Source organism: Bacillus sp. AFS002410 (assembly GCF_002556365.1).
In the GTDB taxonomy this organism is placed as follows: Bacteria; Bacillota; Bacilli; order Bacillales; family Bacillaceae_G; genus Gottfriedia.
The window spans coordinates 97,018-119,775 of the sequence record NZ_NUEU01000082.1; the positions used below are offsets into that span (position 1 = coordinate 97,018).

30 protein-coding genes are annotated in these 22,758 nt (G+C 33.0%); 24 read left to right on the forward strand and 6 right to left on the reverse strand.

Annotation, left to right across the window (positions count from 1 at the left end; genetic code table 11):
• Positions 1-3 precede the first annotated feature (3 nt).
• From sigF to CN692_RS20555, 8 genes are all read left to right on the forward strand, one after another.
• Entirely contained in the window at positions 4-759 is a 756-nt protein-coding gene (gene sigF, locus CN692_RS20520) for an RNA polymerase sporulation sigma factor SigF (RefSeq protein ID WP_098120978.1), read from the forward strand.
• A gap of 250 nt (positions 760-1,009) precedes the next feature.
• Positions 1,010-1,633, forward strand: a complete 624-nt coding sequence (locus tag CN692_RS20525) for a stage V sporulation protein AA (RefSeq protein WP_098120979.1) — start codon at positions 1,010-1,012, stop codon at positions 1,631-1,633.
• Entirely contained in the window at positions 1,626-2,042 is a 417-nt protein-coding gene (locus CN692_RS20530) for a stage V sporulation protein AB (protein ID WP_098120980.1), read from the forward strand. Before CN692_RS20525 ends, CN692_RS20530 begins: the two co-directional genes overlap by 8 nt.
• Positions 2,043-2,054: 12 nt before the next feature.
• Positions 2,055-2,507: a stage V sporulation protein AC gene (gene spoVAC / locus CN692_RS20535; RefSeq protein WP_098120981.1), complete on the forward strand. Its 453-nt coding sequence runs from the start codon at positions 2,055-2,057 to the stop codon at positions 2,505-2,507.
• Positions 2,508-2,519: 12 nt separating this feature from the next.
• A complete protein-coding gene (gene spoVAD, locus CN692_RS20540) occupies positions 2,520-3,527 on the forward strand; it encodes a stage V sporulation protein AD (protein ID WP_098120982.1) in 1,008 nt (335 codons plus the stop codon).
• Positions 3,528-3,539: 12 nt separating this feature from the next.
• On the forward strand, positions 3,540-3,890 hold the full coding sequence (gene spoVAE, locus CN692_RS20545) for a stage V sporulation protein AE (RefSeq protein ID WP_098120983.1): 351 nt from the start codon (positions 3,540-3,542) through the stop codon (positions 3,888-3,890).
• A gap of 3 nt (positions 3,891-3,893) precedes the next feature.
• On the forward strand, positions 3,894-4,457 hold the full coding sequence (locus CN692_RS20550; protein ID WP_098120984.1) for a stage V sporulation protein AE: 564 nt from the start codon (positions 3,894-3,896) through the stop codon (positions 4,455-4,457).
• Entirely contained in the window at positions 4,454-5,914 is a 1,461-nt protein-coding gene (locus CN692_RS20555) for a spore germination protein (protein ID WP_098120985.1), read from the forward strand. The genes CN692_RS20550 and CN692_RS20555 overlap by 4 nt, the downstream gene beginning before the upstream one ends.
• 66 nt (positions 5,915-5,980) lie before the next feature.
• Here CN692_RS20555 and CN692_RS20560 read toward each other — a convergent pair whose 3' ends face one another.
• Positions 5,981-6,814 (reverse strand): DUF1002 domain-containing protein, encoded by an 834-nt coding sequence (locus tag CN692_RS20560; protein ID WP_257131827.1) that lies wholly within the window; start codon positions 6,812-6,814, stop codon positions 5,981-5,983.
• A gap of 224 nt (positions 6,815-7,038) precedes the next feature.
• Between CN692_RS20560 and CN692_RS20565 the strand changes: the two genes are divergently transcribed.
• Entirely contained in the window at positions 7,039-7,476 is a 438-nt protein-coding gene (locus CN692_RS20565) for a peptidylprolyl isomerase (protein WP_056466860.1), read from the forward strand.
• Between the two features lie 330 nt (positions 7,477-7,806).
• On the opposite strand, the gene CN692_RS20570 is transcribed toward CN692_RS20565, so the two are convergent.
• Positions 7,807-8,424 carry a cupin domain-containing protein gene (locus CN692_RS20570; RefSeq protein WP_098120986.1) on the reverse strand — a complete coding sequence of 206 codons (618 nt, stop codon included), beginning with the start codon at positions 8,422-8,424 and terminating at the stop codon, positions 7,807-7,809.
• A gap of 324 nt (positions 8,425-8,748) precedes the next feature.
• Between CN692_RS20570 and CN692_RS20575 the strand changes: the two genes are divergently transcribed.
• Positions 8,749-9,108 carry a GNAT family N-acetyltransferase gene (locus CN692_RS20575; protein WP_098120987.1) on the forward strand — a complete coding sequence of 120 codons (360 nt, stop codon included), beginning with the start codon at positions 8,749-8,751 and terminating at the stop codon, positions 9,106-9,108.
• 134 nt (positions 9,109-9,242) lie between these two features.
• On the opposite strand, the gene CN692_RS20580 is transcribed toward CN692_RS20575, so the two are convergent.
• The gene (locus CN692_RS20580; RefSeq protein ID WP_179874501.1) at positions 9,243-9,746 is read right to left on the reverse strand and encodes a DUF309 domain-containing protein; all 504 of its coding nucleotides are present in this window, start codon (positions 9,744-9,746) and stop codon (positions 9,243-9,245) included.
• A gap of 111 nt (positions 9,747-9,857) precedes the next feature.
• Complete coding sequence (locus CN692_RS20585) at positions 9,858-9,974, reverse strand: YjcZ family sporulation protein (protein ID WP_098120989.1); 117 nt, start codon at positions 9,972-9,974, stop codon at positions 9,858-9,860.
• 209 nt (positions 9,975-10,183) lie between these two features.
• Between CN692_RS20585 and CN692_RS20590 the strand changes: the two genes are divergently transcribed.
• From CN692_RS20590 to CN692_RS20650, 13 genes are all read left to right on the forward strand, one after another.
• Positions 10,184-10,954: a segregation/condensation protein A gene (locus CN692_RS20590; RefSeq protein ID WP_098120990.1), complete on the forward strand. Its 771-nt coding sequence runs from the start codon at positions 10,184-10,186 to the stop codon at positions 10,952-10,954.
• On the forward strand, positions 10,954-11,535 hold the full coding sequence (gene scpB / locus CN692_RS20595) for an SMC-Scp complex subunit ScpB (RefSeq protein ID WP_098120991.1): 582 nt from the start codon (positions 10,954-10,956) through the stop codon (positions 11,533-11,535). Before CN692_RS20590 ends, scpB begins: the two co-directional genes overlap by 1 nt.
• Positions 11,536-11,607: 72 nt before the next feature.
• On the forward strand, positions 11,608-12,003 hold the full coding sequence (locus tag CN692_RS20600) for a hypothetical protein (RefSeq protein ID WP_098120992.1): 396 nt from the start codon (positions 11,608-11,610) through the stop codon (positions 12,001-12,003).
• An 18-nt stretch (positions 12,004-12,021) separates the two neighbouring features.
• Entirely contained in the window at positions 12,022-12,516 is a 495-nt protein-coding gene (locus CN692_RS20605; protein ID WP_098120993.1) for a DUF3907 family protein, read from the forward strand.
• A gap of 171 nt (positions 12,517-12,687) precedes the next feature.
• Complete coding sequence (locus CN692_RS20610) at positions 12,688-13,674, forward strand: aromatic acid exporter family protein (protein ID WP_098120994.1); 987 nt, start codon at positions 12,688-12,690, stop codon at positions 13,672-13,674.
• 118 nt (positions 13,675-13,792) lie between these two features.
• Entirely contained in the window at positions 13,793-14,716 is a 924-nt protein-coding gene (locus CN692_RS20615; protein WP_098120995.1) for a superoxide dismutase, read from the forward strand.
• Positions 14,717-14,863: 147 nt separating this feature from the next.
• A complete protein-coding gene (locus CN692_RS20620) occupies positions 14,864-16,009 on the forward strand; it encodes a D-alanyl-D-alanine carboxypeptidase family protein (RefSeq protein ID WP_373604966.1) in 1,146 nt (381 codons plus the stop codon).
• Positions 16,002-16,595 (forward strand): nucleoside recognition domain-containing protein, encoded by a 594-nt coding sequence (locus CN692_RS20625; protein WP_098120997.1) that lies wholly within the window; start codon positions 16,002-16,004, stop codon positions 16,593-16,595. The genes CN692_RS20620 and CN692_RS20625 overlap by 8 nt, the downstream gene beginning before the upstream one ends.
• Positions 16,596-17,126 carry a spore maturation protein gene (locus CN692_RS20630; RefSeq protein WP_098120998.1) on the forward strand — a complete coding sequence of 177 codons (531 nt, stop codon included), beginning with the start codon at positions 16,596-16,598 and terminating at the stop codon, positions 17,124-17,126.
• A 219-nt stretch (positions 17,127-17,345) separates the two neighbouring features.
• Positions 17,346-18,266 (forward strand): PLP-dependent cysteine synthase family protein, encoded by a 921-nt coding sequence (locus CN692_RS20635; RefSeq protein ID WP_098120999.1) that lies wholly within the window; start codon positions 17,346-17,348, stop codon positions 18,264-18,266.
• Between the two features lie 3 nt (positions 18,267-18,269).
• Complete coding sequence (locus tag CN692_RS20640; RefSeq protein ID WP_098121000.1) at positions 18,270-19,424, forward strand: bifunctional cystathionine gamma-lyase/homocysteine desulfhydrase; 1,155 nt, start codon at positions 18,270-18,272, stop codon at positions 19,422-19,424.
• On the forward strand, positions 19,425-20,066 hold the full coding sequence (locus tag CN692_RS20645; RefSeq protein WP_098121001.1) for a class I SAM-dependent DNA methyltransferase: 642 nt from the start codon (positions 19,425-19,427) through the stop codon (positions 20,064-20,066).
• A gap of 28 nt (positions 20,067-20,094) precedes the next feature.
• Positions 20,095-20,568, forward strand: a complete 474-nt coding sequence (locus CN692_RS20650; RefSeq protein WP_098121002.1) for an S-ribosylhomocysteine lyase — start codon at positions 20,095-20,097, stop codon at positions 20,566-20,568.
• A 533-nt stretch (positions 20,569-21,101) separates the two neighbouring features.
• Here the strand turns inward: CN692_RS20650 and CN692_RS20655 are convergent.
• Positions 21,102-21,374, reverse strand: coding sequence for a hypothetical protein (locus CN692_RS20655; protein ID WP_098121003.1), 273 nt, complete (start codon positions 21,372-21,374; stop codon positions 21,102-21,104).
• Positions 21,375-21,442: 68 nt separating this feature from the next.
• Positions 21,443-21,721, reverse strand: coding sequence for a hypothetical protein (locus CN692_RS20660; RefSeq protein WP_098121004.1), 279 nt, complete (start codon positions 21,719-21,721; stop codon positions 21,443-21,445).
• Between the two features lie 218 nt (positions 21,722-21,939).
• Here CN692_RS20660 and rluB point away from each other — a divergent pair, with 218 nt between their 5' ends.
• Positions 21,940-22,668 carry a 23S rRNA pseudouridine(2605) synthase RluB gene (gene rluB / locus CN692_RS20665; RefSeq protein WP_098121005.1) on the forward strand — a complete coding sequence of 243 codons (729 nt, stop codon included), beginning with the start codon at positions 21,940-21,942 and terminating at the stop codon, positions 22,666-22,668.
• Positions 22,669-22,758: the final 90 nt, after the last annotated feature.

Genomic DNA, 22,758 nt, shown 5'->3' on the forward strand with positions numbered 1-22,758 from the left:
CCTATGGACGTAGAAGTCAAGCAAGATCAACCCCGTGCGCAGTTAAAAGATAGTGAATTAAAAGCGTTAATCAAGCGTAGTCAGGATGGAGATCAACAGGCTAGAGACAGCATCGTCGGGCACAACATGAGACTGGTATGGTCAGTTGTTCAGCGCTTTATTAACCGCGGATATGAACCAGATGATTTATTTCAGATTGGTTGTATCGGCTTATTGAAATCAGTAGATAAATTTGACTTATCTTATGATGTACGATTTTCTACATATGCTGTTCCGATGATTATTGGAGAAATCCAGCGCTTTATTCGAGATGACGGAACAGTTAAAGTAAGTCGTTCATTAAAAGAAACGAATAATAAGATTCGAAAAGCAAAAGAAGAACTAAGTAAAACGCTTGGAAGAATGCCGACAATTAATGAAATCGCTACTCATATGGAAATTACACCTGAGGATGTCGTACTTGCTCAAGAAGCAAGTAGAGCTCCTTCATCAATTCATGAAACGGTGTATGAAAATGATGGTGATCCAATTACATTGTTAGATCAAATTGCAGATAACCATGAAACAAATTGGTTTGAAAAATTTGCATTAAAAGAAGCGATAAAACAACTTGATGACAGAGAGCGATTAATCGTCTACTTAAGATATTACAAAGATCAAACTCAATCAGAAGTTGCTGAACGATTAGGAATTTCACAAGTACAAGTATCAAGGCTTGAGAAAAAAATTCTCCAACAAATGAAAGACAAAATTAAATAAAAATATTTAGCTAGATATATAAAAGGCTGAAGAATCGTTATCATCTAAATACGATTCTTCAGCCTTTTATTTTGACCACAACTTTTGCTACATACTCTCTATTCCTTGCCTAAGCCTCCTTTTGCTACTTTTTTAGTCTCTCCTGCCATTAAGCCATAAAGCTCAGCCCTTAATTTCACTTATATTTTTAAAAAGTTTTCACATACTAGTTGTAATTGAATTCATAAAGCTTTGAAACTGAGGGGAAAGTATGAAAAAGGTATTATATATTAAATTGCTTAATCGAGTTGTTGTACAAGTAGGTAAACGTGTACTTCTAGAAGATATTGCACGCTTACAAGGAATTAATATTGATATAAGCTCGATTAAAAACATCATTGTACATGAATCAAAGAAGGAGGATGGTACTCATACCGTTATTGATATATTAGATCTTTTACCGTTGATTCAAGAAGTTGATCCTGATATTTCGTTTGAGCTTGTTGGGGTGACAATGTGTATTTTAGAACTTAAAAATACAGTTTCAAAGGATCGTTTCATACTGTTTTGTTTCGTTTGGATCTTGTTATTTACTGGTTCGTCACTAGCTATTATCTATTTTCACGAAGATGTTAGTATGCAGCAAGTTCAACAACGAATTTACTATATGATTACTGGAGAATATAATCATAAACCTTTATTACTGCAAGTACCTTATTCATTTGGGCTAGGAATTGGGATGATTTTATTTTTTAATCAATGGTTTAAAACTAGATTAAACGAAGAGCCGAGCCCTCTTGAAGTCGAGATGTTTCAGTACCAGCGCTCAATGGATGAATATGTGTTAGTAAATGAAAATAAAAAGCCAACTAAGAGCGTGAATACTGATGATTAGAGAGTTGTTTATCGTATTTGTTGGTTTCTCAGGTGGAATTGCTGTTGGTACTGGATTTGTAGCTTTTTTATCAGTCATAGGAATTATACCGAGGCTAACCCAATTAACGAAAACGATTGAAAAGATACGTGCTTACGAATTTGCCGTTATTTTGGGAGCAATTTTCGGCTGCTGGATTAGCTTGCGAAATACTGTTTTTAATTTGCCTAGTATATTTTCTGTTTTTATTGGGCTTTTAGCTGGAATTTTTATTGGGATGTTGGCAGCAGCGCTAACGGAAGTTTTAAACGTTTTCCCAATTTTAGCTAAACGAATCGGTATTCAAAAAAAAATTGTGTATTTATTAATGGCAATCGCATTAGGGAAAGTTTTTGGATCATTATTTCATTGGATTTATTTTATAGAGTAAAGGGTGTATGAAATGAGTGGAAAATTGAAAGCTAATTATAAAGAGAATATTAAACCATATCAACCTAAAAAACCTGTATTAAAAAATTGTATTAAAGCATTTTTAGTGGGTGGGTTTATTTGTTTTTTAGGTGAGTGTATTACAAAAATCTATATTAACTATTTTAATTTTACTGAAAAAAATGTGGGTGATCCAACGGTAGCTACTCTTGTTTTGATATCTAGCATACTGACTGGTTTAGGAATTTACGATAAAATAGGTCAATTTGCAGGAGCAGGATCGGCTGTTCCTGTAACGGGATTTGCCAATTCAATGACGAGTGCTGCAATGGAGCATAGAAGTGAAGGCCTCGTTTTAGGTGTTGCAACAAATATGTTTAAGCTTGCTGGATGTGTAATAGTTTATGGCGTTGTGTCAGCATATGTAGTCGGAATCTTGCGCTATGCGTTCAAAGTATTATTTTAGGAGGTGATTTCCATGGCTTTAATTGGGAAGCAAACATGGGAGTTCCAAAACGGTGTTTATGTTCAAGCAAGTGGAACTGCGGTTGGTCCAAGAGAAAATTTAGGTCTACTAGCTGGTAAATTTGATTACGCTTATGAAGATCTTCATTGCAATGAAGATAATTGGGAGTTAGCTGAAAGAGCGTTAATGAGAAACGCTATTTCAACAACACTAAAGAAAGCAAACAAAACGGTAGAGGATATTGATGTATTTCTAGCAGGGGATTTATTAAATCAAAATGTTACAGCGAATTTTATGGCTAGAGAATTGCAACTTCCATTTTTATGTATGTTCGGAGCATGTTCAACTTCAATGGAAACAACTGCGCTCGGAGCCCAGTTAATCGATAGTGGTTACGCAAAAATAACATTAGCTGCTACAAGTAGTCATAATGCTACTGCAGAAAGACAGTACCGCTATCCAACAGAATATGGTGGGCAAAAACCAGATTCTGCAACATTTACAGTAACAGGATCAGGTAGTGTGCTTCTTTCGAATAAAAAAAGCAGAATAAAAGTAAAATGTGCCACAATTGGTACAGTTCAAGATTTAGGCTTAACTGACCCATTTGATATGGGGTCAGCAATGGCACCTGCTGCAGCCTATACGATCGTGCAACACTTTAAAGACACAAATACGACTCCTGCTGATTATGATTTGATTGTAACAGGTGATCTTTCCGCTGTAGGTGCACCAATTTGTGAGCAACTTGTAAGAGAAGAAGGATATGACATGGCTGGTAAATATAATGATTGTGGATTGTTAATCTATGATCGAGAAAACCAAGAAGTATTTGCAGGTGGCAGTGGCTGTGCATGTTCAGCGGTTGTAACGTATGGTCATTTGTTTCAAGAGTTAAATAAAGGTACATATAAACGAATATTAGTAGCTGCAACCGGTGCTCTCTTGAGTCCTACAATGATTCAGCAAAAAGAGTCAATCCCAACAATTTCTCATGCTGTCGTTTTTGAAAGCTGCTAGGAGGTGTTTTAGATGGATTTTGTTAATGCTTTTATAGTAGGTGGATTAATTTGCGTAGTTGGTCAATTACTTTTTGATTTTACAAAATTAACACCTGGTCATGTAATGTGCATATTTGTTGTAATCGGGTCTGTATTAGATGGTTTTGGTATTTACGATAAGTTAATAAAATTTGCAGGTGCAGGTGCAACCGTTCCAATTACAAGTTTTGGACATTCTTTATTACATGGAGCGATGTCGGAGGCAAATGACCATGGATTTATAGGAATCGGAATGGGAATCTTTTCTTTAACTTCTTCTGGAATTTCGGCAGCAATTTTATTTTCATTTATCATCGCACTCATTTTTAAACCAAAAGGTTAATTTATGAAAAAGAAAAGGATCATTATCGTAACCGACGGAGATGTTTATGCACATCGGAGCATTGAGCATTTGGCAAAACAATTTGGCGGATGTACAATCTCGCAATCACAAGGTAATCCCACTAAATTTTCTGGTAAGAAAATGGTCGAAATCATAATGCAAGCACAAAAAGAACCAATATTTGTATTATTTGATGACAGTGGCTTTATGGGTGAAGGTCCTGGAGAAAAAGCTTTAAAACATGTAGCAAGTGATAAACATATTGAAGTTATTGCAGCACTAGCAGTCGCATCAAATACACATCATCAGGAATGGACCAAAGTTGATGTAAGTATGGATAACGAAGGGAATTTAACTGAATACGGTGTGGATAAATATGGTGTACCAGATATAGAGCTAGGAAGAATAAACGGTGACACTGTTTATAACTTAGATCAATTAAACATTCCACTAATTTTAGGGATAGGGGATATTGGTAAAATGGGTGGAAGAGATGATATAGCAATAGGGTCACCAATTACAAGAAAGGCGATTGAATACATCCTTGAGAGGAGTGAGCTCAGCTGACAACGGAAAAGAAGCCAACAAATCTTACGAATAAACTAGTTACAAATGCTCATACATTAAGTGAACGATTAGGTTATGGAGTAAGTTTTGATATTGGAAAAAGAGTGATTTTTGTAGATAAAGTTGAAGTCCATCTATATTATGTAAACGGATTAACAGACACAAGTTTTATTCAAAGATTTTTAGACGATTTGATTGGTCTAGAAAAAGTTGAGAAAAATAAATCAATGTTTAAAAATATTGAAGATACGATTGTTCACCAATCAGTGGAGATTGTTTTAACATTTGAAGATGTTATTAAAAAAGTTCTATCAGGTTTGATTGTTGTATTAGTAGACGGTGAGGATAAAGGGATAGCGATCGACGTTAGGAGTTATCCGGGACGTGGTCCAACTGAACCAGATACTGAGCGAGTAGTACGTGGATCACGTGATGGGTTTACAGAAAATATTATTAACAATACTGGCTTAATTAGAAGACGAATTCGCGATGAAAACTTAAGAAATGAAATACTTCAAGTTGGTGAAAGTTCAAAGACAGATGTTTGTATATCATATATTGAAGGAATAGCACATGAAGAACTAGTTACAGAAATACGTGATCGAATTACAGGTATCCATGTAGATGGCCTATCAATGACGGATAAAAAATTAGAGGAATTTATTTTAAAACAAGGATATAATCCATTTCCTCTCGTTAGATATTCAGAAAGACCTGATGTTATTGCAAACCATATTATTGAAGGGCATGTATGTATTATCGTAGATACATCACCAAGTGTAATCATTACACCTGCTACGTATTACCATCATGTTCAACATGCTGAAGAATTCAGACAAACTCCTGCAATTGGAACATTTTTTAGATGGGTTCGATATATTGGGATTTTTATGTCGGTTTTCTTACTACCATTTTGGTTGCTCTTATGTAACTATCCAGAAGTTTTACCAAAATCTTTAGCTTATATTGGGCCAAAAGAAACAAGTAATATTCCAATTTATTTACAATTAATCATTGCTGACACCGGGATTGAGTTTCTAAGAATGGCAAGTATACATACTCCAAATGCCGTATCCACATCGATGGGTATTATTGCAGCGGTATTAATTGGACAAGTCGCAATTGATGTTGGACTATTTCAACCAGAAGTAGTACTATACACGGCAGTTTCAATGATTGGATCATATGCTACTCCTAGTTATGAGCTTGCACTTGCAAATAAATTATCCAAATTCTTTATATTAATTTTAACAGCCATACTCGGAGTTAAAGGTTTTATGATTGGTTCAACATTATTAATTCTGTTCTTAGTAAGTCTAAATACTTTAAATACACCATATTTTTGGCCATTTATTCCATTCGATGGTAGAGCCTTCTGGCATTTAGTCATTCGAACAAAAGCTAGTGAAAAACAACATAAAAAAGGCGGAAAAACAATCGGTGATGCGACACTTTGATATTTCAGAATTAAAGAGCAATTAGAAAAACCCGTGGCATTTTATTAGGCCACGGGTTTTTGATTTTTATTTAAAGAAAGAAAGAATTGCATCAAATAAAGCTGAGAAGAAGTCTTTTAGTTTTTGAATAAAAGATTGACCTTCTTTAGTATTTAAGTACTCTGAGATTTTATTTTTTGCCTTTGTTAATTGATTTCCAACTTGATCCCAATTAATATTTAGATCTTTCATTTTCTCAAATAAAGCCATTAAACTAGCTTTTTGATCAGCAGTTAATGTTATGCCAAGATCCTTTGCTAATCGATCAATTAAAGATTTTAATTCATCGGTTGACATGTTTGGATTTTTAGCAAGCGCTTCTTTTACCTTAGCGACTAATTGTACTGCTTTATCATTACCAACTGAATCACCAAGTTCTGCGGTTTTAACCATTTCTTCGTTCGCTACTTTTTTAACATCATCAGGAATAACTTGACCTGAACTTAGCTCGTACGCTTTCATGATCCCAGTTAAAGCAGCTGTCCCGGATACTTCAAATGGTGCTGTAATAATAATATTTGCATCCTTTAAACCAGCTGTAATTAAAGCATTTGTATACATTGAGTTAGTAACCCATGAAATATTATTTGATTGAACGACGATGCCTGTATTTTTTTCACCAATTGTAATCATAGCAGATGAAAGAGCTCTAGTACCAATTTGAGCATTAGGTACAGTACCATCTAAATATTTATGTTCCTCTTGATTTGAAACAGTAACAATTCTAGCATCAGATGGTGCACCCATTTCAGCTAATAATGATTGTTTTTGCGTTTCAGATAAATTTTGCCCAAGAGTAACGATTGTTTCACCAGGAACAGAATCCGCCAATACCGACAAAGGCATAGCTACTAATCCCATTGATATGGTGAACGCTAATATCTTTCGTTTTAACAAAAAGACACTCCCTTTACAATAATCCAAATTTTACATCTTACTACACTATTATAGTCATTTTCGAAAACTTGTCATTACTTTTCGTTTTTTGTATGATAAGAACAGCGTTACTAGTTTATTCAGTAATGAAAAATATAGGACAATTAAGTCTTATGAAATTGTTGTACATACATAAGGAGGATTTTATTATGAAAAAAGCAAGTATTACATTTGAAAATGGTGAACAAATCCTAATCGAATTATTCCCAGAGCATGCACCTGGTACAGTTGAAAACTTTGAAAAATTAATTCGTGAAGGTTTCTACAATGGATTAACATTCCATCGTGTAATTCCTGGTTTCGTATCTCAAGGTGGAGATCCAAACGGTAATGGAACAGGTGGCCCAGGATACAAAATTAAATGTGAAACAGTTGGTAACCCATTAAAACATAAAGCTGGATCATTATCAATGGCACATGCTGGAAAAGACACTGGTGGAAGCCAATTCTTTATCGTTCACGAGCCACAACCACATTTAGATGGAGTACACACTGTATTCGGTCAAGTAATCGAAGGTATGGATACAGTTTTAAGAATGCGTAATGGCGATGTTATGCAAGAAGTTAAGGTTTGGGACGAAGAATAGTCATACCAAAAAATGAGGCTTGTTTAAAGGGCTTCAAATCAAATGAAATTAGCCACAAGGTAAATTTACCTTGTGGTTTTTTTTTACTTTATAAAGAAATTGAATAATGAAGTGATCTTCATATGAAATATTTGTGAAAAATGGATAGAATTACAAATATAATAAGGGATTGAGCCAAGTTTGACACAATTACATTTACAAAATTTGATACCATTTACACATAAATAACTTATGAAGAAATTGAAAAACCACAAGATCACGATACTTGTGGCTTTTGGTATAAACTTAAAAAGAAATTTGTTGTTTCTTATTCTAGCATTTACAGTAAATTTAATAACGTTGTTGATAATAATGCTGATGATAGTAATTCTGATTATATTGATCAACAGATTCTTGCCTGCTTTGTTGTACTTGTTGATTACAATTTTTTGGAGGCCCTATAAATACAGAAGGTTGTAAAGAAGCTGTTGCTGTCTTCCATTGATTTTCATCTAAACAGTAAGTATGCGATACAATGTTTGTTGGGGTAAACTTCAGTAAATCAGAGAATAAAATAACGTCAGGGCTAGGCGCATTAAATATTGCTAATAAATGAGTATTGTCAACAGTTGCAATTTCATAATGCCACCAACCTTGTGGAACATTTGCAACTTGACCCGGCGTAATTGGGAAATTTAAAAGCTGTTTTGTATAAGGATTCAAAATTGAGACAACCGCAGACCCAGCTATACAATAAACTAATTCAGATGAATTTTGATGATAATGTGGCTCAACAACATTACTAACACTTAAAAAAATATCCAATAAAGATAAATTATCTAAAGAATTCATTTCATTTACGCTTAATTGATTGATTACATTTTGATTGTCTTTCACAAATGCATGATTTTTATTCAAATCATAAGTATATTGAATACTTGGCGATGTATAATCCAAATCCAACCTCATAATGATCACCCTTTTTTAAAACTCTAACTAAAATTTACTTTATTCAATTAAACAATATTGGTGACAAAAGCCTAAGAGACAGGGATTAAAGCCTTTTATATGCTTTTAAATTCATATGTACTTTTCCCGTATACTTATTCCTCCTGTGGCTAAATCCTGTGTTTTGAGACTTGACAGAAAAATGTGTGAATTATATATTTGAAATATTGATATATTTGGAACGATTTTTAGTATTTGTCGTACTATAGAGGGATAATCAATCATATATTATGTATTGATTTAGAGGATATTTTAGAGTTTTAATAATGTTTAAGAGGGGTTAACATGTTAATTAGGTATAAGAAAACATATGAGAAAATTGCAATGGGCCTGCTTTCGTTTATGCCAAATGAGAAGACAGTAAAAATCTTAGTAAATACAATAAAAGAATATGAAACAAATGATGATAATCATTTGTTCCTTTGGAAATTAGACGATATTGTAGGGATTATTGGAATACAATTATTACCAGATAAAGTTATTTTAATTAAACATTTGAGTGTAAACCCTTCATTCCGAAATCAAGGTATAGCAACGTCACTTTACGATGCTATTAGATCTCAATATACTGACTATACAATTGTAACAACACAAGAAATAGCTTCATTTATTGAACATTGTCACACTAGTTTAAAGGTGTTATAAAAAGAAACTCATTACCGTCTATAATAATTCCGTTCTTAACGAGTCTTTGCGCATAAAAAGCAAGCGCTTGCAACTTGTCTGAAAATCAGTTTTTTGTCTACAAATTAAAAGGTGCTCTTCTTAAGAGCACCTTTTTAAATATTTCTTCTTAATTCCAACTGTTTTAATCTTTCCGTAATAACATCTGATCGATCACGAGTTGAATGTTTATTTATTAATTCTTCAGTAAATGTTGAGTAATGTTCTTTTTGATTTTGATAACGTCTGAATAATTCACGGTCATTTAGCGGAAGATCAAAATGTTTGTAATCTGTTTCATTTTGAATAGCTAGCTGTAATTTTGAAATGATTTTATTAAAGTGAATAGAGTCAAGTCCGGCCATTGCTAATAAATTTTCATCATTAGAAAATGCAATAACATGACGCATTAATTTTTTTGCACCAGTAAAGTTTCTTCTTCTATAATGATATAATACAACAGATAATCTAATTAAACCTAACCATACTTTTTTATAATCCTCATTTAACTCAAGCTTCCACTGTTCTTCAAGAATTTCATGACATTCAAAAAAATCATGATCAAAATGGAAATGACATAAGTATTTTATGTATCGTTCATTTTTATTGTAATGGACCAAGTTTTTCACCTCTTTATTACTCAAATTTTAACAGAAATGGAATTATTTAAAAAGAAGAAAACCTAGAGCTTATGTCTAGGCTTTCACGTTTTGTTAATTCACGGGGTTAAATTAGCAGACGAAAGCACATCCAACAATGATTAATAAAATAAATAATACTACGATTAAAGCAAAGCTTCTGCCGTGGCCGAAACCGCCGAACTCTGGAGAAACAGCACCTTTACTCATGAAATAACCTCCTTACCAAAAAAAATAATTCTCTTGCACTGATATATTATGAAATTTATTAGAAATTGGTATAGGCAGAAATCTAAAAAATGTGGAACTATGTAACTTCATTAACGAAAAATCCTTTTCTGCTATATAGTTTTATGAAATAATACTTTATACTGTTAAAGAATATATTTTTATTATGAATGTAAGTTGGTGAGTAGTTTGTGAAGCAATATGAAGTTAAAATTGATGCATTTGAAGGGCCATTAGATTTATTACTTCATTTAATTCAACGATTTGAAATTGATATTTATGATATACCTGTATCTGAAATAACAGATCAATATGTTTCATATATTCATACAATGAAAGAATTAGAATTGGACATTGCAAGTGAGTATTTAGTGATGGCTGCTGAATTACTTGCAATGAAAAGTAAGAGTATTTTACCTAATCATGAAGAACAAGCTGATTGGGATGCGGTACTTGAAGAAGACCCTAGAGACGAGTTAATGAATCGATTAATTATATATAAGCAATTTAAAGAAGCGGCGATTGTATTTCAGGAAAAAGAATCAGAACGTGCGATGATTTTTACCCGAAATCCGGTTGACTTATCAGAATACGGACCTAGACCAGAAGATATTGTGATGCCGACGGATGTAACGATTTATGATATGTTTGGTGCTCTCCAAAAGCTTTTTAAACGTAAAAAGTTACAAGAGCCACTACAAACTAAAATCGTACGTGAAGAAATATCGATTGAAAAAAGAATGGATGAAATAATTACCTTCTTAAAAGGTATAAAAAAGCGAACTAATTTCATTAGTCTTTTCCCATATAATGAGAAAGAAAGTATCGTAGTAACATTTTTAGCGATTTTGGAGTTAATGAAAACAAAAGAAATTGTCGTAGAACAGGAACAAAATTTTTCAGAAATTTTTCTAACATCACGGGAGGTTTTTGAAGAAAAGCAAGCTGAGGTGTACTTGTAATGGAGCAGGAAAATAATTTATTAGGTGTTTTAGAAGGTTTATTATTTGTAGCTGGCGATGAAGGGATATCAATCGTGGAGCTATCAGAGACACTAGAACTAAATCAATCAGATGTCTTAGAACTAGTTGAAACCCTAAGAAAAGAATACGAACAACCTAATAGAGGTTTACAGATTAGAATTTTAGCAAATCGATATAAACTTACTTCAAAAAGAGAGCATGGTGAGTTTTTCAAAAAATTAGTTGAAAGTCCATCGAATTCTTCGTTATCACAAGCAGCATTAGAAACTTTAGCGATCGTTGCATACCAGCAGCCAATCACGAGAACAGAAATTGAAGATATACGTGGAGTTAAGACTGAAAAACCAATCCAAACTCTTGTCTCAAAATATTTAATAAAAGAAGTTGGACGAGCTGAAGGTACAGGGCGTGCAATTTTATATGGAACAACTTCCGAGTTTCTAGATTATTTTGGTTTAAAAAATATAAAAGAATTACCACCTTTACCACAAGATTTAAAAATGGAAGAGGTAGAAGCAGAAGCAGACTTGTTTTTTAGTAAATTTGAAAAGGAAGATTAGTTAAAAAATTCTGCAATTATTACCTTATCCTATGTTAAACTAATAGTATGGAAATCTTGGAGGGTGAAAGAATTGTTAATTTATAATTGTCATGGGTATGAATTAGTAAAGGCTCAGCCAAATACTTCAGAAGATTTTTTTAATCGCTCTGAAGTTGAATATGAATATAATGGTCAAAAAATTGTAACTTCTGTTTTATATGTAAGATTCTTCGAAGAAAAACTGTCAGAATTTAGTGCGTTGGAAACAACTAGATTATTTGAAAATGAAAATCTTTCGGTTGATTTTTGCGATATAGTTGCACTTGCATTAATTATTAAAAATCCTGACTATCGAGGAAGAAAGCGAATATATATTAATGAATTAGATCAATTCTCAAAAGAGTTACAAGGTGTTGATTTTGATAAAGTAGTAGGTTATGCGAAAAGTATGAAACAAAATTCAAATAAAATTGAAATATCGATCTAATTTAACGGAGGGAATAAAATGTCGAATAAGATGGTAGAGCATCAATTAAAAATTGTAGGAAATCAATTAGGTATTGTTGGTCTAGAATGTAATTTGTTTTTAAATAAGAATTCTTTACCGTCATTTCAACATGAAGATTCAAAAGTGGATAGTAACTACTTAGAGAAAATCCTGTCGTCACTGCGTAGAATTACAGTTTATTGTGAGGACGCACAGGAAGTGTGTGAGAAAATATTAAGTGGACAGTTTCATAAAGCAACTGCAGAAAACACATTACATAAAATTTATCACAGATGCATTGCAGAATTTTTCTCTCCTAAAAATGATGCGTGGTATGAAAATAGCCGTGCAGCTTACACAGGTAATCAAGCGATTACTTTTTATAAAGCTGTACCAAGTACTGTTCAAGATTTATTTTCGTCATTAGAAAAGGTTTTTCAACAAATGCGTGAAGAACTTGAGTATTATGAAACGGATTACTCAACAAAACAAATGCAACAATACAAGCAGTAATTAGAATATAGTTAAATGTAAATAGTATGTTTAAGACAAAAGACTAGAAAAAATTTCTAGTCTTTTCATTTTGGGTTAAAACAATAAAAAAATTGGATATTTCTAGAAATTTATATACGGGATAAGTTACAATACAATTGAAATTTCTTTTGTAAGAGAAGAGGATTAGAAATGAAACAAATGTATTCAATAGGACAAAGGACAATCAAAACAGCAATAGGTAGTGGAATATCCCTCTTGGTTGCCGAAACACTCCATCTGCAAAATTATAGTACAGCGGCTGTAGTTACTTTATTAAGTATTCAAAATACAAAACGCAGATCTTTTATTGTTGCGATCCAACGGTTTGTTGCTTCAGTTATTGCAATGTTAATTGGGTGGATGATGTTTGAGTTTTTGAGTTATACACCATTGACAGTAGTCATTTATTTTCTGTTAACAATTCCTTTATTAGTCACATTAAAACTACAAGAAGGTATCATTCCAAGCTCAGTAATCGTTTTACAAATCTATGTAGGAAATGATAAATCAATTTCATTTTTATTAAATCAAGTAGAAATATTGGCAGTAGGGATCTCGATTGCATTAATTATGAATACATATATGCCAAGTATTGAGAAGAAAATGATTGAATCTCAAAAGAAAATCGAACAAAACTTTAAGATGTTACTTCTTGGGATCGCTTTAAAAATGAAAGGTAAGGATGAAGATTTACAAAATGATTTAATAAATGAAACTAAAGCACTATTACATACTGCTAAAACATTGGCGTATAGACAAGTTGAAAATAGCTTTATAAAAACGAATTTATACTATATTAATTATTTTGAGATGAGGGAGCGCCAATTTGAAATAATAGCCAACCAAATTATTCCTTTATTAAAAAAAGTTGAGCTAAATTATCCTCATTCAAAAATTGTTGCTGAATTTTTTGAAGACACGGGTGTTTATTTAAAAGAAAAATCGACAGGAATTGAATTATTAGGTGAATTCAATCATATGATGAATGATTTCAGAAAGATGCCTTTACCAGAATCTAGAGATGAGTTTGAAACAAGAGCCAGTTTAATGATGATTGTATATGAATTGGAAAAAGTGATTTCATTAAAAATGGAGTTTTATTCAGAAAATCATACGGCATTGGAAAAAGCAAATTAATCATCTAATAAATGTGATTCACCTAAGTTAATCGCATGAATACAGGTAATAGCTATAATTTTAATGTCATACAATGGAGAGTAGAAGAGAAATTTATTTTCTCTGTTGGAGGTGTATGATGTTAAATCAATCTGAACTCGTCACTTACTTTCGGGAAGTCGAAATCTGGTGTGCAAATGTATTACAGTTACTGGCTGAAAGATTTGACCATATTCAAGAAAAGGAATTATTAGAATATAAAATTAAACTATTGTTAAACAGAATGGGAACAACGAATCATTATGTAGATCAAAATACTTTTTTAGATGAAATTAGTATGGATGTTGACGATATACAAGAACGGTTAATATCGATATTAAATGAAGAAGAGTATGACGATAGCTACGCTTATCGTGTAATGGACGTTGAAGAAAAAGTTGGCATTGGTAAGCACGAGCTTCCACCATTACCTTATCCTTATAATGCGCTAGAGCCGTATATATCAAAAGAAATTATGATGCTACATCATGATAAGCACCATAAAAGTTATGTAGATGGTTTAAATAAAGCCGAGATTGAGTTAGAAAAGTCCCGGAAAAATAAGCAATATGATTTAATTAAGCATTGGGAAAGAGAGCTTGCATTTCATGGGTCTGGACATTATTTGCATACGATCTTTTGGAATAATTTAAGTAAATCAGGTGGAGGGCAACCTCACGGAGCGCTATTAAAGCAAATTGAAGATGATTTTGGAAGATATGATGACTTTAAAGAGCATTTTACACAAGCTGCTAAAAAAGTAGAAGGAGTTGGTTGGGCAATTTTAGTTTGGGCACCAAGAGCTAATCGTTTAGAAATTCTTCAAACTGAAAAGCATCAACTATTTACTCAGTGGGATACAATTCCTTTACTAGTTTTAGATGTTTGGGAACACGCATACTATTTACAATATAAATTTGATAAGGACGCATACATTACAAATTTTTGGAACATTGTTAATTGGCCAGATGTCAATTATCGATATGATTATGCTAGTCAATTAAAATGGCAACCATTTTACTAAATGCCATACATTATGAAGTGCTTAAATTCGCTAAAGGATAATACCTTAACGGATTTAAGCACTTTTTTTCTTAAAAAAAGTCATTTTTTTATAGTTTAATTCGTAAACTTGTACTAATTAGGACTAACTGTGGAGTTGATGCGAAAGATGAAAAAATGGCTAGTATTAGGAATCATTGGCTTATTTTTAATCGGAATTCTAATTCCGACGAATAATGTTAAAGCATTTGGAGGAGTTAGTGCTAGAAATGCCGTTTTGATGGACCAAAAAACTGGACGAATCTTGTATGGTAAAAAAATGCATGACTCTGAAAGAATAGCCAGTATTACAAAAATTATGACTGCGCTTTTAGCTGTTGAGTCTGGCAAAATGCAAAATACTGTAACAATTAGTTCAAGAGCAGTGCAAACTGAAGGGTCGTCAATTTATTTAAAACCTGGACAAAAAATTAAGCTAGAGGATTTAGTGTATGGCTTAATGCTTAGGTCAGGGAATGATGCTGCTAATGCGATTGCAGAAGCTGTTGGAGGAAGCATAGAAGGTTTTATTTATATGATGAACGAAAAAGCAAAAGAAATCGGAATGAGTAATACATATTTTAGTAATCCGTCGGGTCTCGATCAGCAAGGAAAAGAGCATTACTCATCTGCGTTTGATATGGCGTTATTAACTAGATACGCTATGCAAAATCCTAAATATGCAAAAATTGCTGGGACGAAAGTACATCGTGCGCCAAATACAGCAGAATCTTGGGACTATGTATGGAAAAACAAAAATAAATTACTGACTTTTATGTATAAGTATAGTACTGGAGGTAAAACAGGATTTACTAAAAAAGCAAGAAGAACACTTGTATCAACTGCTTCTAAAAACGGTATGGATCTAATTGTAGTTACACTTAATGATGGGCAAGATTGGCAAGATCATATGTCATTATTTGAATATGGATTTAGTCAATATCCTTTAACAAAAGTATTAAGTAAAGGCGGAATAAAGGAAGTAACAAATAAAAAATATAAAGGGCATGTTTATTTAAAGAATGATTTCTCTTATCCGTTAGAAAAGAAAGAGAGAGATCAGGTGAGAATAACAATCGAAATGCAAAAACCTACTAAAAAGAAAATCGCAAACGGTGCAATTGTTGGGAAAGCAATTATTGAATTAGAAGGGGAACAAATCGGGGTTCGAAATATTTTTTATAGTAATAGTAAAGTAAAAGTATTTACAAAAGAAATTATCCAAAATGGAAAAGATGTTCTATTAAGCTTAATGGGAGAGCACTCAGATGGTTAATATCATTTGGGTTGCTCTTACAATAATTGGTTTTATTTTTGCTATGGTCAATGGCACAATGGACGAAGTAAATAAAGCGGTATTCGATGGAGGAAAGCAAGCAATCACCATCATTATTGGACTAGTTAGTGTTCTTGTTTTCTGGTTAGGCTTAATGCGCATAGCAGAAGAATCTGGATTATTAAAAATTTTTTCGAAAATATTTCAACCCTTTTTATCTTTCCTATTTCCGAGAATTCCTAAAAATCACCCAGCTCTTGGTTATATTATGTCCAATATGGTCGCTAATTTATTTGGCTTAGGGAATGCTGCAACACCTCTAGGAATAAAAGCAATGGAACAACTAAAAATATTAAATAGAAATAGCAACGAAGCAAGTGATGAGATGATTACTTTTTTAACTTTAAATACGAGTGCTATTACATTAATTCCTACAACAGTGATCGGAGTTAGAATGGCGTATCATTCTTCAAATCCGACTGAAATAGTGGGTGTTACAATACTGGCGCAAGTTGTTTCTTTTATTGGGGGACTTGCTGTAAATAGCTATTTTGCAAGTAGGAGAAATCGAAGGGGGAGAAAATAAATGGGATATATGAATGCGGTATCTCTTTATATCATTCCATTTATTATCGCAATAATCTTAATACATGGAACTTGGAAAAAAGTACCTACTTATGAATCTTTTGTAGAAGGCGGAAAAGAAGGTGTAACGATAGCAGTTCAACTCATTCCGTTTTTAGTTGGAATGCTCGTATCTATTTCGATCTTTAGAGCGTCTGGTGCGTTAGAGTTTTGTGTAGAACTTTTACGCCCATTATTAAGTTCGTTAGGTATTCCTGCAGAAGTTTTTCCACTTGCCGTTATTCGCCCAATATCAGGTTCTGCTGCGTTAGGTATTACTTCAGATTTAATTAAAAGCTATGGGCCGGATTCTTTTATTGGAAGGTTAGCTTCGACTATGCAAGGGAGTACAGATACGACTTTATATGTTTTAACAGTCTATTTTGGAGCAGTAGGCATTCGTAAAATGGGAGATGCTTTAAAAGTAGGCTTAATTGCAGATGCAATTAGTATTATTTTTTCGATCATTTTTGTCACAATGTTTTTTTCTTAATGAAACAAACAGACAACTATATCAGTTTAATCATTATAAAAAGTACTTTTAATTCCTATAAAACAGGATAAAAGTACTTTTTTATTGCGCATTCCGTATTAATATCTTATAATACCAATAAGAATAGTTGGTATTAAGACAACGTTCAATTTTACCCATGTTGCATATAATGGATTGGAAGAAACTAACCTTTTTTGTAACATAAAGGAGTTTGAAACTATGAAAGTTGTAAAGTCAGTACACGAGCTGATTGGATCAACACCATTGCTTGAAATTACAACATTCCCCTTACCAAAAGGAACAAAACTATTTGCAAAGTTAGAATTCTGTAATCCAGGTGGAAGTGTAAAAGATCGGCTTGGAATGGAATTATTAGAAAGTGCATTTAATGAAGGTAAATTAGAAAAAGGTGGTACAGTAATTGAACCTACCGCTGGTAATACAGGAATTGGTTTAGCATTAGCAGCTATAAAATATGGAGTAAATGCTGTATTCGTCGTTCCTGAAAAATTCAGTTTAGAAAAACAAACTTTAATGAGAGCGCTTGGAGCTAAAATTGTAAACACACCTACAGAAGATGGAATGACAGGTGCTATAAAAAAAGCAAATGAACTATCAAAAGAAATACCGAATTCATTTGTACCTTCACAATTTAGTAATGAAGCGAATCCAAGAACGTATTACAAAACATTAGGTCCAGAGCTTTTTGACCAGCTTGATGGAAAAATAGATGTATTTGTTGCAGGTGCTGGAAGTGGAGGAACATTTACTGGAACAGCGATGTATTTAAAAGATAAATTACAAAGTGTAAAAACAGTCATTGTTGAACCAGAAGGATCCATATTAAACGGTGGAGAACCTGGATCACATGATACTGAAGGAATTGGAATGGAGTTCATTCCTGGGTTTGTAGATACGAACCTTTTTGATGAAATTTATACAGTTCTTGATGCGGATGCATTTCGATTAGTCAAAGAACTAGCAATAAATGAAGGGCTTTTAGTAGGAAGTTCCTCAGGAGCTGCGTTATACGCAAGTTTAAAGGAAGCCCAAAAAGCAAAACCAGGGAGTACAATCGTAACGATTTTCCCAGATAGTAGTGAAAGATACTTAAGTAAAAACATATATAGCGAGGGATAAATAATGAAGAAAAAGACGGCGTTAATACACGGGGGAATTAGTAGAGATGAAACAACTGGTGCAGTTAGTGTTCCAATTTATCAAACTAGTACGTATAAACAAGATGCTGTTGGCAAGCATAGAGGCTTTGAATATTCCAGAACAGGCAATCCGACACGACATGCTCTTGAAGAGTTAATGAAAGACATCGAGCACGGAGTTGCAGGATTTGCTTTCGCCTCAGGTATGGCGGCAATTCATACTGTTTTTAGTCTATTCAAAACGGGTGATCATATTGTAGTTGGCGATGATGTATATGGTGGTACTTACCGTTTACTGACTAGAGTATTATCAAATTTAGGCGTAACAGCTACATTTGTTGATACAAGTAATATCGCTTTAGTTGAAAATGTTATATCACCAAATACAAAAGCGATTTTTATTGAGTCACCTAGTAATCCATTATTAAAAATTACTGATATTAAAGCAATTGCTAAACTTGCGAATGAATATGAATTGATAACGATTGTAGATAATACGTTTGCTACTCCATACTGGCAACAACCACTTACATTAGGTGCTGATATTGTTGTTCATAGTGGTACTAAGTACCTTGGAGGACATAGTGACGTAGTAGCGGGTCTTGCTGTAACGAATAGAGAAGACCTTGCAGAAGAATTAGCATTTTACCAAAATTCAATTGGTGGAGTTTTAGGTCCAAACGATAGTTGGATCCTACAACGTGGTATTAAAACACTTGGAATCAGAATGGAAGAGCATGAAAGAAATACTGAAGTAATTGTCAATTTCTTAACGAATCATCCAAATGTAAATAAAGTTTTCTATCCTGGATTATCGACTCACCCAAATCATGAATTAGCAAAACAACAAAGCAGTGGTTTTGGTGGCATGTTATCTTTTGAATTAAAAGAAGGTCTAGATCCAGAAGAATTTGTAGGCAAGTTAAAGTGGTTCACTTTAGCAGAAAGTTTAGGAGCAGTTGAGAGTCTTGTAGGAATTCCTTCAAAAATGACGCATGCATCGATTCCAAGGGAAAAACGAATTGCTTCAGGAATTTCTGATGAATTAATTCGATTATCAATCGGTTTAGAAGATATTGAAGATTTAATTGAAGACCTAGAACAAGCATTAATATTTCAAACATCAAAGGTGAGATAAATGGGTAGAGAGTTTTTAGATGTTTTTACTGGTTGGGCAGATAGTTACGATTCTTTTGTTCAAGGCCATGACCCAGAATATAAAGAAGCATTTCGACGTTATGATGAAATACTAGGTGAAATTGTTAAAAGAAGTGGAAATAGTATTCTTGAATTTGGAATAGGAACAGGCAATTTAACAAAATTACTTTTTGATGCAGGAAAAACTGTATTTCCAATCGAACCATCTCCTGAAATGAGAATTATCGCTTCAAAAAAATTAGGAGAAACTATTACAATTCACGATGGAGATTTAATTGATTTTCCAAAACCACAAGTACAAATTGATACAATTGTTAGTTCATATGTATTTCATCATCTAACTGATCTTGAAAAATATGAAGCTATTAAAATATATAGCTCATTATTGAATTCGGGTGGGAAAATTGTATTTGCAGATACAATGTTTTTAACTGAAAACGAATATAAAAACGAAATTACAAAAGCAGAACAGGCAAATTTTATCAATTTAAGAGACGATTTAAAAAGAGAATACTATCCATTAATTCCAGTTGTTCGTTCTCATTTTGAAAAAAATGGGTTTGATGTGAAATTCGAACAATATAATGATTTTGTATGGATCGTTGAAGCTACAAAAAAATAGAGAGAAGAAATTTAGGAGGAAATAGATTATGCCATCAGTAGAAAGCTTTGAATTAGATCACACAAAAGTAGTAGCACCTTATATTAGACATTGTGGGACACATGCAGTTGGAACAGACGGAGTTGTAACAAAATATGATATTCGTTTTTGCCAACCGAATAAGCAAGCTCTGCAACCTGCTACAATCCACACTTTAGAGCACTTATTAGCATTAAACGTCCGAGAAGCAGTACCTGCTGGAGACCCTTTTAAAATTATCGATTTATCTCCTATGGGATGCCAAACTGGATTTTACTTAATTATTGCTGGTACACCAACAATTTCAGAAGTAATCACATTATTACGTAAAACAGCTGAACTAGGATTACAAGTCGAAGAAGTACCAGCTGCAAACGAACTTCAATGCGGCCAAGCGAAACTTCACGACCTTGAAGGCGCAAAAAAATGGTTGAAATATTGGAGCGAGCAATCTGACGAAACATTAGAGAGTGTATTTGCTTAATATGAAAAACGTCATCTAAATTGATGACGTTTTTTTACGTTTGATAAAAGATTGTTATGCCAACAGCCGAACTGTGGATAAAAATGGAAGAACTGCAAATAAAAAAGCCGAGCTGCAAATAAAAATGGTAGAAATGCAAATAAAATGACGGAAACTGCAAATAAAAAAGCCAAATCTGCAAATATATTTTGATAAACTGCAAATAAGCCAATGAATCATTAATAAATGCGAGCTAAACTTACAATAATGAAATGAAATGACAGTGAAATCGATTGAAAATTGATCATAAAGCTTAAATCTATTAAAAATCATTAAAATGCTTTTGATTTTGGATTAAAAGTCCAATCATTTTGTCGGTATAGTTCACTTTACCCCGCAGGTGCGCTAAAGAAAGAGGTAATTAACCTCATAGAGCTTCATTTATCTTTAGAAACATCGCTGATTAATGTTCTTTTTTCAACAGCGAAAAAACGTCACCTAAATCGATAACGTTTCTTTTTTACTAATCTTTCGTTCTTATTGGATCTTGTTAGTTAATTAATCACAAGAAGTAATTTTTCTTTAGGGACAGTAAACTTGATTGATCCGATGTTTTCTTCAATATCTTCAATTGTTGGAATGTCATCAAAGCTTTGGATTGAGATTGCATCATCGAGGCAAAGTAATATGTATGGATAATTCGTTTCTGTAGAGTCATAGATTAATTTGTATGCTTTTGCAGGTTTATCTGATGTGAAAAAAACATCGCCTAATTTAAACGAACCGACTGAATTATATTTTATGGCAGGATTAAAGGAATAATTCATATAGTAAGCTCCTTTTTCATTTTTACTTATTATATTATTGACGGAATTTTAATAGATTAAACAGCAAACTAGTAATTTGCTTGAATTGTAATAGAAAGTTTATTTTTTTGTGTAACTAACGTTATTTCACCAATCCAATCTTCTATATCACCTAATGTTGGCATAATGTCATAATTTTGGACTAGTTTAGCATCTGATAGTGAAATAAGCACATATGGGAAGTCATCTTCATTTTCTTCAAAAACAAGCATGTAGATTGTTTCATGTTTTTTAGTAATCAGTACACTACCTGGCGTTATTATTTTTGAGCGATCAAATGCGGAAGGGTGTTTTAAAGTTAAATTCATTTCTATTACCTCATTTCTGCAAATCTAGTAAATTATATGATAGATTTTTGAAAATATGAGTAGAAGGTCAGTGGAATCGACTCAGATAAAATGCAGTAAAGTATTAGATTTTTGTTTTATTTTTTTGTTCGTTTCCTTTTAAAAGCTAATTCCTTTTCTTTTCTACTTGTTTTCAATTGTATAAATCTGTATGATGGTTGAAGAGGTGAAATGATCGAATGGAAAGATTACAGAAAGTTATTGCTAGGGCAGGAATTGCTTCTCGTCGTAAAGCAGAAGAGTTAATTAAAGAAGGTAAAGTAAAAGTAAATGGTCAGGTTGTTACTGAGTTAGGTGTAAAAGTGAGCGGTAATGATCGTGTTGAAGTGGAAGAGATTCCTATTGATAAAGAAGAGCCAGTTTACTTCCTTTTATATAAACCATCAGGCGTAATATCAAGTGTGTCAGATGATAAAGGTAGAAAAGTTGTAACAGACTTTTTTCCAATGATTAAGCAACGTATTTATCCAATTGGTAGATTGGATTTTGATACATCAGGTATTATTTTACTAACAAATGATGGAGAATTTTCAAATTTACTTCAACATCCAAAATATGAAATAGATAAAGAATATATTGCAAAAGTAAAGGGGATCCCTACTAAGGAGGGATTGCGTAAGTTAGAAAGAGGAATTATGCTTGAGGATGGGAAAACTGCTCCTGCTCAAGTTAAGATGATTTCGCTTGATAAAGGCAAAAATACTGCAATTATAAGACTAATCATTCATGAAGGCAGAAACCGTCAAGTTAAGAGAATGCTTGAAGCGATTGGATCACCAGTTATGAAATTAAAACGTGAGCGATATGCATTTTTAGATTTAACTGGATTAACTCCTGGTGATGCAAGAGAACTTTCACCTCATGAAGTAAAAAAAATAAGAGCAATGGCTTCAGCTAAGCCTCGCTAATGCCGAGTCAGACTGTTGATAACGCGTTCCTTTTCGAATGGCATCCCTTTTACAAGCTAACTGCTTATATGGCTGGCATTTTGACAAGAC